This window comes from Bombella sp. ESL0378 (assembly GCF_009725845.1).
Lineage (GTDB): Bacteria > Pseudomonadota > Alphaproteobacteria > Acetobacterales > Acetobacteraceae > Bombella > Bombella pollinis.
Window position 1 is genome coordinate 310,001 of record NZ_WNIF01000006.1, and the last position, 12,975, is coordinate 322,975.

11 protein-coding genes are annotated in these 12,975 nt (G+C 48.1%); 5 read left to right on the forward strand and 6 right to left on the reverse strand.

Features of this window, described 5'->3' with window-relative positions:
• The first annotated feature begins 5 nt into the window (after positions 1–5).
• Positions 6–1,367 (forward strand): hemolysin family protein, encoded by a 1,362-nt coding sequence (locus tag GM556_RS04950; protein ID WP_155573353.1) that lies wholly within the window; start codon positions 6–8, stop codon positions 1,365–1,367.
• Positions 1,364–1,942 carry an isochorismatase family protein gene (locus tag GM556_RS04955; protein WP_155579437.1) on the forward strand — a complete coding sequence of 193 codons (579 nt, stop codon included), beginning with the start codon at positions 1,364–1,366 and terminating at the stop codon, positions 1,940–1,942. The genes GM556_RS04950 and GM556_RS04955 overlap by 4 nt, the downstream gene beginning before the upstream one ends.
• Position 1,943: 1 nt before the next feature.
• Here the strand turns inward: GM556_RS04955 and GM556_RS04960 are convergent, their stop codons facing one another.
• The gene (locus GM556_RS04960; protein ID WP_155579438.1) at positions 1,944–3,326 is read right to left on the reverse strand and encodes a glucoamylase family protein; all 1,383 of its coding nucleotides are present in this window, start codon (positions 3,324–3,326) and stop codon (positions 1,944–1,946) included.
• A gap of 313 nt (positions 3,327–3,639) precedes the next feature.
• Here GM556_RS04960 and glf point away from each other — a divergent pair, with 313 nt between their 5' ends.
• A complete protein-coding gene (glf, locus tag GM556_RS04965; RefSeq protein WP_155573356.1) occupies positions 3,640–4,794 on the forward strand; it encodes a UDP-galactopyranose mutase in 1,155 nt (384 codons plus the stop codon).
• Positions 4,795–4,800: 6 nt separating this feature from the next.
• Here glf and GM556_RS08800 read toward each other — a convergent pair whose 3' ends face one another.
• On the reverse strand, positions 4,801–6,666 hold the full coding sequence (locus GM556_RS08800; RefSeq protein ID WP_196424772.1) for a glycosyltransferase family 2 protein: 1,866 nt from the start codon (positions 6,664–6,666) through the stop codon (positions 4,801–4,803).
• Between the two features lie 144 nt (positions 6,667–6,810).
• On the opposite strand from GM556_RS08800, the gene GM556_RS04975 reads away from it, so the two are divergent.
• Positions 6,811–7,704, forward strand: coding sequence for a glycosyltransferase family 8 protein (locus GM556_RS04975; RefSeq protein WP_155573358.1), 894 nt, complete (start codon positions 6,811–6,813; stop codon positions 7,702–7,704).
• A gap of 109 nt (positions 7,705–7,813) precedes the next feature.
• Here the strand turns inward: GM556_RS04975 and GM556_RS04980 are convergent, their stop codons facing one another.
• From GM556_RS04980 to GM556_RS04995, 4 genes are all read right to left on the reverse strand, one after another.
• Complete coding sequence (locus GM556_RS04980) at positions 7,814–8,455, reverse strand: hypothetical protein (RefSeq protein ID WP_155573359.1); 642 nt, start codon at positions 8,453–8,455, stop codon at positions 7,814–7,816.
• 111 nt (positions 8,456–8,566) lie between these two features.
• Positions 8,567–9,607: a glycosyltransferase family 32 protein gene (locus GM556_RS04985; protein WP_196424601.1), complete on the reverse strand. Its 1,041-nt coding sequence runs from the start codon at positions 9,605–9,607 to the stop codon at positions 8,567–8,569.
• 4 nt (positions 9,608–9,611) lie between these two features.
• On the reverse strand, positions 9,612–10,268 hold the full coding sequence (locus GM556_RS04990; protein ID WP_155579440.1) for a hypothetical protein: 657 nt from the start codon (positions 10,266–10,268) through the stop codon (positions 9,612–9,614).
• 47 nt (positions 10,269–10,315) lie between these two features.
• Positions 10,316–12,160: an HAD-IIIC family phosphatase gene (locus tag GM556_RS04995; RefSeq protein ID WP_155579441.1), complete on the reverse strand. Its 1,845-nt coding sequence runs from the start codon at positions 12,158–12,160 to the stop codon at positions 10,316–10,318.
• 156 nt (positions 12,161–12,316) lie between these two features.
• On the opposite strand from GM556_RS04995, the gene GM556_RS05000 reads away from it, so the two are divergent.
• Positions 12,317–12,958 carry a hypothetical protein gene (locus tag GM556_RS05000; RefSeq protein ID WP_155579442.1) on the forward strand — a complete coding sequence of 214 codons (642 nt, stop codon included), beginning with the start codon at positions 12,317–12,319 and terminating at the stop codon, positions 12,956–12,958.
• Positions 12,959–12,975: the final 17 nt, after the last annotated feature.

Genomic DNA, 12,975 nt, shown 5'->3' on the forward strand with positions numbered 1-12,975 from the left:
AATCCATGCCCACCATATCACCAACCCACCATCCCCTCCTGATGCTCACAACCGGCCTCATCGCTATTGTGCTGCTTATTGGGGTGTCCGTCCTCATCTCCCTTTCGGAGATTTCCTTCGCTGCGGCGCGCGAGACGCGTATGCGTGCCCTAGCCGAGGCCGGGGATAAACGCGCCCGTGCCTTCCTTCGCCTCCGCCGCAATAGCGGACAAGTGATGACGGCTATCCAAATCTGCCTCAACGCGGTTGGGATTCTCGGCGGTGTGATTGGTGATGCCCTCCTTACCGACCCCTTTGCCGATGGGCTTTGCGCGTTAGGTATGGCCGCCCCTTTAGCGGAGAAAATAGGCTCCTTCAGCTCCTTTATCCTCGTCACTGGGCTATTTGTCCTCTTTGCGGACCTCCTGCCCAAACGCACAGCGATGAACGCCCCGGATAAAATCGCCCTCGCTGTTGGATGGTTCCCCGCCCTTGTCCTAAAATTGCTTTACCCGGCTGTGTGGGTCTTTTCGCATATTGCAGACCTCATCTTAAAACTCCTGCGCATCCCTGCTACCGCCACGGTAGAGCCTGTCACACCGGAGGACCTCCGCGCCATTCTGGCCGCAGGTACAGCCTCTGGCGTGTTGCTAGAGCAAGAACATCAAATGATTCAAAATGTCATGGCCTTACAGACACGCTCTGTGACCTCCGCCATGACCCCGCGTGATGAAATCGTCTATCTTGATGTCAATGAAAGCTTGGAGAGCCAACGCGATAAAGTCCGTGTCCGACCTTACTCGCGCTATCCTTTATGTAATGGCTCGTTAGACCAAGTTATCGGCTCTATTCGGGCTGAAGATGTTCTCGTGGCTGTGGTAGATGAACCCGCCACTCTAACAGACCCGCAAAAAGCTCCTCCCAAACAAATCTTCAACATGCGGCGTGATGTTCTCTCCCTGCCCGATACGCTTAATCTTTGGGAGACGCTCGCGCAGTTCGATACACATGGGGCAGGTTTTGCGCTCATCTTTAACGAATATGGGCTAGTTGTTGGCCTCATCACCTATAAGGATATTATGGGTGCGCTCATGGATGGGCTTGCTAACCCATTTGAGGAACAAGCCATCGTCCGCCGTGATGATGATTCTTGGCTCATTGACGGGGCAGCCCCTGTTCTTGATGTCGTACGGGAGCTTGATATTCCTCTCATTCTTGACCATGCCGAGTTTGATACAATCGGCGGCTTTGTCATCCACCGCCTCCGCCGTATGGCCCGCAAGGCTGATCGTATTGAGGTTGCAGGGTTCCGCTTTGAGGTAGTCGATGTCGAGCGATTCCGCATCAATCAGCTCCTCGTCACACGGATGAAGAAGGCCATTCCATGACGCCCTCTCTTGCCACACCGTACGGCACGGCCCAAGATGCGCTGCTCATTATCGATATGCAGCGGGACTTCATGCCCGGTGGGGCCTTGCCTGTCTCCGATGGGGATAGGCTCATCCCTCATATCAATCAGCTAACAAAGCTTGGCTTTCGTGCCGTCATCGCTACGCAGGACTGGCACCCGGCAGGCCATTGCTCCTTCACCCAACAAGGCGGGCCTTGGCCTATCCATTGCCTTGCAGGCAGCCACGGTGCCGCCTTTGTGGATGGGTTAAACCACAACCCTATAACCCATATCATCCGCAAAGGCACAGCATTGGGAGCAGACTCCAACTCCGCCTTTTACGATGATACAGGCACATCCACCGGGCTAACCGCCCTGCTCAAAGGCTTAGGCGTATCCCGCGTCTTTCTCTGCGGTGTGGCGTTAGATGTCTGCGTACTCGCAAGCGCGCGCCACGCCGTGCAGGATGGCTTTACCACCACCATCCTCCAACACGCCTCTGCGGGCATCAACATCACGCCTGAGTTTTTCGCAAAAGCCAAGCGTGAGCAGATTCATATCAGCAACCCCTAATTCACGGCATCGTCTCTTGCGGCTTCGAGAGCCATCCCCCCGTAAATCCGGCTTTCTCCAACCCTGCACGGATATAACGGTTCTTCCGCATCACCTTCCATACAAAGCCGCTGCGTAGATTCTCAATCATCAGCAAAATTGGCCCTTGATCAATACCAAGCTGCTGCTCATCCACCCAAAACCCATCCTTCGTCTCAAAACTTGGATTAAACGCATCCAAAAAACCATATTGATTATAAATCCGCGCTCCGTAGCGTTCCTTCATCGCTTTTAGCGCGGGCAGCGTAATTTCCGGCGCAAACGCAACGGACCCACCTATGGCCGTTGGGGCAATCGTACCATCATCTAAGACATAATCGCGCCCCGCCCCACGGGCACTATAAGCCATAAAATGCCGCTTCTGCCCATCGACCTCACGCTCAGCCTCACCCGGCCCATCGGAGGCCGTTAAGCCCCAGATATTCTCATCATATCCCCGCCAATGGCCCGGATTATGCACGGCATAATCCCGCTGCGCATAAACAGCCTCACGACTATTCTGGAAGTAATCATACCCGCGCTCACGGCTCGCTTTATCGCGAATATCACGGAAATCGACCCACGATTCGCTATATTGATGCCCAAATAATGGCGCGAAATTAAGGAGGTGATGCCCGTAAAACTCCCCTTGCTGTTCTTTATGCGTCTCCGTCCAACGGTCCCATGTTTCCGCTGGCAGAGCATGAGATGGGGCCCCTAACGCCATAACATACAGCATCAGCCCCTCATTATAGCCTTTCCATTCCGCAGAGAGGAACTTATCAGGCGGCATCCACCCCATGCTCAACCAAGAGCTTTTACCGCCTGTCATCCAACGCCAATTCACACGGCGATAAAGCTTATCCGCTAATGCCCGAATCTCACGCTCATCAGCATTATGTCCATCATAATAGGACTGGGTGAATAACACCCCAGCCATCAATAAGGCCGTATCAATACTCGAAAGTTCCGACCAATCTGCCACGCGCAAACCGGTCTCAGAATCTAAGAAATGATAGAAAAACCCACGATACCCCGCCGTCCCATTCACCGCGCGCCCTTGCGGTAAAGAGAGAAGAAAACGCAGCGTGACCAAACTGCGCTCCACAGCCTGCGCCCGTGTGATATAGCCACGCTCCACACCAATGCCATAAGCTGTCAAACCAAAACCAACACTGGCAATACTCGCCGCCCCATGCGGCAAAGGCGCACGGTCTGGCACCAACCCATTGCGCGGATTCGCCGTCTCCCAAAACCAATTAAAGGTCCGATGCTCTACCTCCTCAAGGAAAATATCATGAGAGGAAAGAGAGGCCCTAGAGGACTGTACTGCCGAGGATGCCGCATAAGACGTTGAGGGGATCATACACCCTCCCCCCACACATGCTGCTATCCCTACATATAAGAAACGCCACACGAATGAGCGTAAAACGACACGGGACTCCGTCATACTCTCTTATCCTCCCATCAAATCGCCTCTCTATGAAAAAACAAACCCCGCCACACCACAAGGACCAAATGGTCTCCCCCAAGGAGGAAAGGTATAAAATAAGATATATAATTATTTAATTAAATATAAACCATATATTAATGTATGATTAGACATATAATTTTTCTTCTTAAAGTTAAAAATATAGAGTATATTTTAAGTATTACGTTTTATTTATAGAAGGTTAATAATGAAGTTCTGCGTTATTGGTGCTGGCTTTAGCGGGACCATTATTAGCCGTCATCTCGCCCTACATGGTCATGACGTTCTCCTATTAGATGAACGCCCACATCTCGCAGGTAACTGCCATACATCGCGTGACCCGAGCAGCCATATTATGCTTCATCATTATGGGCCACATATCTTTCATACAGCCCATCATCATGTTTGGGAATTTATAACGCAATTTGGTACATTTCGGCCCTATATTAATCGGGTCAAAGCCATAGCTCAAAATCACGTCTTTTCTTTACCTATTAATTTGATGACCATAAATCAATTTTATAAAAAGACACTAAATCCTCAAGAAGCAGAACAATTTATCTATAATATCGCTGACAAAACAATCAAAAATCCTTCCAATTTTGAAGAACAAGCAATCTCCCTCATCGGAAAAGACTTATACAATACCTTCTTCCGAGGCTACACACGCAAACAATGGGGGATGGACCCTAAGGAGCTTCCTGCTTCCATCCTAAAAAGGCTACCAATACGGTTTAATTATGATGACAATTACTTTAACCACCCTTATCAAGGGATTCCAGAGCAAGGCTATACAGCCCTTATCAACTCTATGCTGCTCAACCTCCCTATAGACATCCAACTCAATACAAGGTTTGAAGATATTCCTTTCAAAAATCAATTTGACCATATCTTCTATACAGGACCACTTGACCGTTACTTTAACTATGCCTACGGCCGTCTACCCTATCGCACATTAGATTTTGAAAAATATGAAGGCCTTGGTGATTACCAAGGCACAGCCGTCATCAATTATTGTGATGAAGCCGTTCCCTACACACGCATCGCCGAGCATAAACATTTCACCCCATGGGAGGCACCACATCTTAAAAAGACCGTTTGGTTTCGGGAATATAGCCGCCTCGCTCAAGCTGATGATGCGCCTTATTACCCTATACGGCTTGCTCATAAGAGCCAAAACCTAGCCCATTACATCCAAAAAGCACGGGCGACCCCTCATGTGTCCTTTCTAGGACGACTCGGCACTTATAGATATTTAGATATGGATGTCACAATCAACGAAGCCCTTCAGGCCTGCCAGAAGATAGACCACGCCCTAAAGAGCGATACGCCTATCCCCAGCTTTTTTATAGACCCGTCCTAAAAGAGCTTAACTATGCAAGGTCAGGCTTCCAGCCCGCTCCATCGGAATAGTATCCAGAATATAACGCCACTCCTCCCGCAAGCGCGATGCGACATCAGCTTCCTCAATCATATCCAACAGATAATTCAGCCGCTCCTCCCACGCATAGCGGACGATATTTTCAGCATCTCGCAAGGCAGGTACACGGCGGAGACGTTCCAATTCATTCCGTGTTGCATGTTCACGCAATAAAATATTCTCATTTACCGCGGTGGATGTATCCTCAAGCTGCGTGATGTAAGAGTTCGCCCAATAATCAGCATAACGCTCAACACCGAAGGAAATCGCACCATCTAGCCCGCTATTACGCGCATATTTCCAAACCCATTCCACAATAGATTTAAAATAATAATGCGAGACATAGATTTTATCGAAATACCCGTGGTCAGAGAAAGCAGGGTCCCGCCCGATTCCCGGCGGTGGGTTGCGATATTCATGCAAACCGCCATTAGCCAACCGGTAAGTAAAGGAATCACCATGCCAAGCCAGTGGGTTATGCGGGCGTGATTGCAGCACGCTATGAGGCCGACAGACTGTCTTAACAAGACGCCATCCCTCACCAACACGCCCATGAGACACAATCACCCTATTACGCTGTGTCAGCGGGATTGTAAGGTCGGAGAAACCATTCTGATTCACTTCAGACGAGATAAACTGCCAATTAAGCGCGATAGCATCGGCATCCCATCGCTCCATGCCTTTTAAATAATCTTGTACCCTATCAAACATCGGCGATAATGTTATGAACTCATCCCCATCAAGGATAAAGCTCCATTCATAATCCAAAATATCGGGCAAAATATTCAACGCATGTCCATATGCTTTTAACTGCGCTGAATCCCCTAACGAGACCTTATTATCAATATATGTGATGATACCTTCATTATGTAAGGCTTTTAACAAAGCATCAGATTGGTCATCATTATCATTACTATAGATAAAGAAATGCTCAACACCGATATTTCTATGATAGGCAATCCATTCTAATAGATAAATACCCTCATTGCGTACTGTGGAAAGCAGGCACACTTTTTTACGCGGCTGGATATGGCGGCGCATATAATGCACCAGCATTTGTAAAAAGCCTTCCGGGGCCCCAACCACACCGTAAGTCAGCCTTATATTACCCTCATCACAGACCAAAGAGGCGCGTGATGCAGGACGACCTTCATCATCCCACGCAACCAAAGCCTTAATAGCCTCGACCCAGAAGCCCTCTTTCACCTTCTGCCCCAAAGCCCCTAATAGAGCCTCATCCTTAAAGAGCAGGGCCGCAAAGGCGCGCATATCCGCCGCCCGCATGAAAGGAAAAACGGCATCCAGCACATGCTGGAGGCACGGCCCCTCATAAGTGAGAATCAATGTGCGTAATGCGTCTGGCCTCAAAGTTTGCCGGAAATGCCCCGCTAAGGCACGACCAAGCTCCAGCAAGCTCCCCTCAGGCTCTACTGGACAGAAGCGGAACTGCTCCCACCCCTTCATCTGCACGCAATCACCGAGGAGATGGTTAACACCCTTTGTATAAGACCATGCGTGCGTTGTGCAGAAACGCTCTTGTACAAAAACGCTCTCTAACCCCGCATATTCCCCACTTTCTACCGTTTTAATGCGGCGAAAAGGAATCACTGTGCCTTTATAGAGGAACTGATCCACCCATAGGACAGAAGGCATTGTACCTTCCTCCATAGGGGGCTCTGCTGTTAAGAATGCATAATCAGGCCATTGTGGGAATACCACACACAATAATGGGCGATAGAGTGACGTACCATCCTCTGCGCGCGAGACCATCTCATCACAACGCACATGGCACACCGCACCGTCTGCCTGCCTCACAGCTAGCCAGCCTCCGTGGGCAGTTTCCAAATAAAAAAAACTTCCCCGGTCTGCTTTCATGCCTGACAACCCTTCTGCATTCTTACCACACTAATCTCGCTTTTTTATCTTGGCACCTTTATCAGGTATTGGTATTGTTTGGCTATGCAGACATTACCTCTCCCATCGGCTGGCACCATTCCCATCGTTCTAGGCCTAAGCGAAAACTTCGCGCCTTACGCCTATACTACCATACAATCCGGGTTAGACAATATTCTTCCCGGGGTTCGTTTGGCCTTTTACCTATTCCATGAGGGGATGTCCGAGGCGGTGCAAAATATTGGCCGCGCCCTCTTTAACACGGACCGCTCAGAGATCCATTTCGTGGATGTCAGCGAGTGGATGAACAGGCATAATCCTTCTTACTTGGGCCATGCCTCGCGCCCTACTTTCTACCGCCTTGCAATCCCAGAGCTGCTGCATAATTTTCCGCGTGTTATCTATCTTGATTCTGACATCTTTATGCGGCGTTGCCCGAGCTTACTTTATTATTCCATCCATAAAGATGCCCAAATTGGGGCCACACGGGACCTTTTGATGATCCCTGCTCAGCATAATGGCTTCCGCCTCCCGCAAGAAGTCGCTGGGGGACCTCCTTTAATTGATTATCATCGCGGCGCGCTTGGGGTTCAGAACTCTGATGACTATTTCCAAGGTGGTGTGCTGGTTATCAATATCAACAAAATTACAGAGCATCAGGTCAAAGAATGTGGTGCATTATGTGGTACGCTCTTTTGGATGATGGACCAAGATATCCTTAATCGCATCTTCTATGGCCGTGTTTGTTTTATTCATCCCAACTGGGATGTTTGCTGGGGGCCGGGATGTGAAGAAGCAAGTGAGAATCTGCCCGACCATTGGCGCGATCTCTACCAAGAGACCTTAAAAGACCCATTTGCCATCCATTATACCGGCTTCCCTAAACCATGGAATGGATGGGATGGTCCTTACACCGATGATTACCGTAAAACGCTCGAACGCGTTATGGTACGCTTCTAAGATCTAAGACAACACCCCAGAGACATCATCTCTGGGGTGTTTTTTTTGCCCTTAACACCACCCCTTTCATAATTCCTTTAAAACTATGAAAGGGTATGTATCGCTGCAATCAGTCTTCCAACGGCACGTCAGAACGTGTCACTGTTAGCTTTATCTGGTCGCTCTCTGGGCTAAGCAACAGCACATCCACAGACTTACCCGGCGGAATCTCACCAATCTCAGCCAGCTTCTCAAGATTCCGAGAAAGAGCCACTTTATGCTCGCCGAGCCAGAAGTAGTTCCCGATATTATGGGCAACATCCGGCCATGTCAGGCCGCTCACCGGCTTACCATTAATCTTCAACTCAGCAAAAGAGCCATCAATAAAAATGGAGAAAGCATCCATCATGGGCTTTGTCAGAGGGATGAAACGTTCCCAATCCAACAGGTAGCCAGCATACCAGTGTGTATCTTCGTTGCTAGGGTTAATGGAGAGGAATGTCCCCGCAGCCCCTTGCGTTTGAAGCCCAACAATATGCTTACCAGCCTCCACAAATTGTGCCTCTGGTAAACCTTGAGGGATAGAAGATGTCCGGCGCAGCATTACACGTGACGGCGTTTGCACGGGCCAAGAAGAAATCATAAACAAATCAGGATATTCACACGGTGTCAGAAACTGACGACGCAAATCCTTCCGGTCGGCATCATAATTTAGAACATGGCCGAACCAATCCATAAGCCATACACGTTGCAAAGCATCAAAATCAGGCATAGACATTTCCTTCACTGGAGATAGGACATACGCCAACAGGCGTACACTCTCTTAACAGGCTTTACCAGAATCCTAACAAAACATCAAAAAAAGATGCGCACTACACTCCATTTATAATGCAGCGGGGTTCTGCACTATAGGTGAGATAGACGCAGAATAATGCACGCGACCTGTATGCTGCTCATGCCCGCCTCTCTCACCAACGGTTGTATATTCCACGCCGTTGCTTAAACTATGAATATGACGGACTGGTCCCTCGTGAGCATAAGCCTCAATCATACGCGAATACATAATAGGGCCTGTCAGCACCAACGTACCATGCCGCCCAGTCCCCTGCATATCCGGCTGATAAACCCGCAATAAACACATCACCTGATGGATAATACGCCGCATTAAAGGATGCCCAGACGCGCAGATGATATAATATTGCTCATACTCACCATAGGTCATATGCTGAACCTCGGGATGTTGACGCGCCCCATGCCACCATTGCGAGACCAAGAAGCGATCCTCAGGCTTAATAATCGTACTAAGCGGTGCTGCGATAACGGATTTTAAATCCACATAAACACCACCTACCGCGTATAAACATAAGTACCGGAACAGGTCAGCTTTCGCCGCACCATAATCAGGATGAATAGCCTGATAATATTCGTAAACCTCCTCGCTATAATAATCCAAGAGGAACTTTTTTATGTCAAAAAACCCACCATCAGACCAATAAAAATACTCATATTCTGAATTTAAATGAATGAGCTGTGCGCGGTTTTCACGAAATATTTCGGGGTATTCTCCCGGATCACCCAAACCAATACCAATCTGATGAATATTCCTCTCAACCCCTCCATTAAGAGGCCGCTCGGCTACAGGGTCTGGAAGGATGGAAGGGTCAATCTCCTGAAAAATCTCATTCTTCCTTGGTGATGCAACATGCGTGACACTCATATCATGGGCAAAAGAGAGGCAACCCTTCTCTGCATGTTGAAAAACATACCGCCCATTTGCCACATACTGACGCACATAGCCTCTTGCTTCTAACTCCTCTTGCGTGAGGGGGTGTGCCTCATCCTTATCAAACCAAGAACATAAATGGCGTTGTACAATCTCCCCATCATGCAGGGCGATATAAGTCCCCAGATACCCAACGAACATGGCCTTAGCCCTCCCCCACGATAGGTTGCAGACGGGTTGCTGTGATAATGCAATGCCCTTTCCCCTCATAAAGGGGTAAAGAGAGTGTTACAGTTTCATTCACACCCAAACGTCCCAAAGCCGCAAAGGCGACTCGGCTTTCCTTTAAATCAATCCGGGCATCACCCAGCAATGCAGTATGGAACTCAGACGCACCCCCTACAGGAAACACTAATTCCCTTACTCTTTGTCCTGTAGAGGCTAGTCGTACTTCGCCAATATCGGGGTTTGTCATTAAAACCAACCCTTGGAACATATCATGCGTAATAGGTAAAAAACGCTCCCACCCATTAAGCCCAACGACAAGAGGCGTTTTGTTATTATGAACGTCAATAGAAAGATATTCGCCTGTTAATTTCTTACGCAAAGTTACAAAATCATCAGATGTACGTTCTAACAAAAACTCTGGCACCTCTAACGGGCTCCCTGCACTCCCCCACCATGTCGGCACAGAGGAGATTGGCAATGGATAAGGCAGAGCCACAAATCCCTTTAATAACATCCCTAATATCGGAACGCGCGCCAGCCCTTTGTAATAAGGAGCGTAACATAGAACATGCCCGTAAGCATCAAGGAACCAAATACGCTCAAAAGAGACATTAAAAGCGTTTTTTATCGACATTTAAAATCCTTATTACCCTACTATTCTAACACATAGCGATATTGTGCTTATTGCACGGCTAAATCATCAGGCGAAACATCTTTCTCTTTTACAGAGGAAGGCCCTTCATCCTGCTCTGAAACTGGTGCTTCGTGCAATTCACGCAGCTTCTTTTGATACAAATCCTTGAGATACTGCCCAGCCCTTAAATAAACCACACGACCAAAATGATCATAGGTGTGAGCATCCTCAGGGGATTGGATGAATTGGTCAAAATTGACACAACGCACATTCGGGAACTCCTCAGAGACCTCATACTGCCAGAATGCCACCGTATTATGCCGCTCTAAAATCCCAGAATCTGGATATAAGTCCGGCACCTTAGACGGCAAGGTAAACAACACAACATCACAGTGAGCAGGAACTTTACGCAAAATAGCCCTTAGATTCTCCTTATGTCGCTCCTCATCAATCACACCTAGGGGCCGTAGATTCGCTTTTGCAAAGCGATAATGCCGCAACTCAGAACGTGGACCCCCCATCCTCAAGAAGTCATCTTCATAAAACTCTTGGAAGTTACCGTATGCTACCTGCGGAGGGCAATAAGTCGCCGTATGCTCACTATCGGGCAAACGGTAAATCTGGAATCCAGCATCAGCCCAAAAACTAAAAACAACAAGTCCCCAAGCGGCATCTTCTAATGGCTTTAAGGAGGGGAAGAAATCCTCCGCTTGATAACCACATTGCCGCAGAGTTGTTTTTTCCTGCTCGCAACCTTCCACACTAATGCGCACCATAGAGGAATGGTCCCGCCGGATAAGGAAGCCATGGCGCACCGTATTTGTAAAAACGGTAATATCGCTAGAGCAATCCTTCACATAATGCCGAATGGAATCAACATCACATCCGCCACCCATAAAAATGGGATAATCCGCTTGCTCAAGAAGGACAGCCTCCCCGTCACTATCAAAGGATGTGAGCTGTACCCAATCCACGGGGGCTGTATCTGTAGTCGGGTCATTTGCGACCTCGCCTTGTACCTCAAGATAAGGTTTACCTAGATAACGATAAACCCATGTCTCAATATGCATCCCCAATGTACGGCAGGAAAAGCAGAAATGCACAAGGAAGTTATCCGTTGCATTTTGCACGACATGGAAAAAACCAACAATCCCATAATCGCCGTAATTATCCCGGACACGCACCACCGCCATATGGTTGAACGTGCCTGTATGCTCTACCATCCGCTCTACATCATAAAGGGCTTCCGCTTTATTCTCTGAGAGCCTCTTTTTTGTAAAGTTAAGCTGATTCGTCCGATTGAGCAGCTCGGCAACACGCTCTTTATGGTCTGTCAAATCATAGATAATTTCGACCTGTATATTACTCTTTCTAAGAAACTCATAATCATCAAGAGCAGCATCACCATTTCCTTCACGGTCTGCATATTTCTGCTCTTGCAATTTATACTGTTTAAGACGTGTTCTTTCTTTATCATCTTTGCCCTTAAAAAGGTCAGACTCTAATATCTGGGCTATAAAATGCTCATCCTCAACCTGAATACCGGGGCAGGCTTGACGCACTTCCTCACGATTAGTGGCATTATCATCAATGAACATAACCGCCTCTGGGCGAAGCTGCATTTTTTGAATAATCTCAGCAACACGTTTACCTTTGCTGGACCAATCAATACTGGGAAACACAAAGTGATCCCACACACCCATAGCCTCAAGCTGCGTTTTGACAGATTCAAAATCATTTTTTGAACAAATCGAGTTCATAATGCCGCGCTCCGTTAAAGAGACGACAATCTCCGAAGAATCACTTCCCGCAATGATGCCCTCCTCGGCTAATGTACCTTTCCAAAAGGTCTCGTCCATGTCCCATATTAGCAATCGAACTGCTTCACTCATCCCCACATCCTAACCCCGTACAGAAAGAAGGCTTTTTACAACCCTCTCACCTACGGCACACAAAGTGTAACGCTCTATCTCCGTACAGTATAAACTTTTTCTCAAGAATGAGGAAATAATCTTATAAAGAATCATAAAAAGTTCTATAGTCTTGTGATGATGCAGCATAGCTCACCTTTTTTTGAGAGACTTTGGTTTCTGGATTGCTTTGGGCATATCATCAGCTATGCTCCCTCTCAGGGCCGCCTTATTCGTACGCCCTTCCAAGGGACGCTAACCAATGGCTTTGTACCCTCCCCCTTCCCCATTCCGCTAGAAGCGGAGCTTACATGGTGGACCCTTTATGGGGAGCAACTACCCATTGAGCCTCTGATTATGAAGAAAATCCGCAGAGGTCTGGTTAAGTTGCAGAAGAAAGGGGCACAAGAATTTTTGAGCATCAATCCACGTTCTGATGACCTAGGCTTTGTAAACGCCGTAAATGCGTGGGAGCAGTTTCTCCCTGTGACAGAGCAAATATTGCAAGGGCTTTCCCTCATCAGTGACCCTGATATGAGCACTATTTGTGAGGCGACATCAGCGCAACATGTGGGGCATTTCTCTTTTTTACCCCCTAGTGAAAATAAACCAGGCTGCGGGCGCATCGGGGATCATATAATCAATATTTATAACAATCTCTCTAGCCTCTCTGCTTTATCCAGCATTCAAGAGGGCGAGATGCGCACAATCTCTTTAACAAATGATGAAGATAACGCCATCAGTCACTTCACCCTCTCCTGCCGCTCGGTCAAACCCTAAGCGAAAGGGCCTGCATC

Bases quoted from the DNA above. Each gene is read 5' to 3' on its own strand.
- GM556_RS04950 (WP_155573353.1), top strand. From the start codon at position 6: ATGCCCACCATATCACCAACCCACCATCCCCTCCTGATGCTCACAACC.
- GM556_RS05000 (WP_155579442.1), top strand. From the start codon at position 12,317: ATGATGCAGCATAGCTCACCTTTTTTTGAGAGACTTTGGTTTCTGGAT.
- GM556_RS04960 (WP_155579438.1), bottom strand. From the start codon at position 3,326: ATGATCCCCTCAACGTCTTATGCGGCATCCTCGGCAGTACAGTCCTCT.
- GM556_RS04985 (WP_196424601.1), bottom strand. From the start codon at position 9,607: ATGTTCGTTGGGTATCTGGGGACTTATATCGCCCTGCATGATGGGGAG.
- GM556_RS04975 (WP_155573358.1), top strand. From the start codon at position 6,811: ATGCAGACATTACCTCTCCCATCGGCTGGCACCATTCCCATCGTTCTA.
- GM556_RS04990 (WP_155579440.1), bottom strand. From the start codon at position 10,268: ATGTCGATAAAAAACGCTTTTAATGTCTCTTTTGAGCGTATTTGGTTC.
- GM556_RS04995 (WP_155579441.1), bottom strand. From the start codon at position 12,160: ATGAGTGAAGCAGTTCGATTGCTAATATGGGACATGGACGAGACCTTT.
- GM556_RS04980 (WP_155573359.1), bottom strand. From the start codon at position 8,455: ATGCCTGATTTTGATGCTTTGCAACGTGTATGGCTTATGGATTGGTTC.
- GM556_RS04955 (WP_155579437.1), top strand. From the start codon at position 1,364: ATGACGCCCTCTCTTGCCACACCGTACGGCACGGCCCAAGATGCGCTG.
- glf (WP_155573356.1), top strand. From the start codon at position 3,640: ATGAAGTTCTGCGTTATTGGTGCTGGCTTTAGCGGGACCATTATTAGC.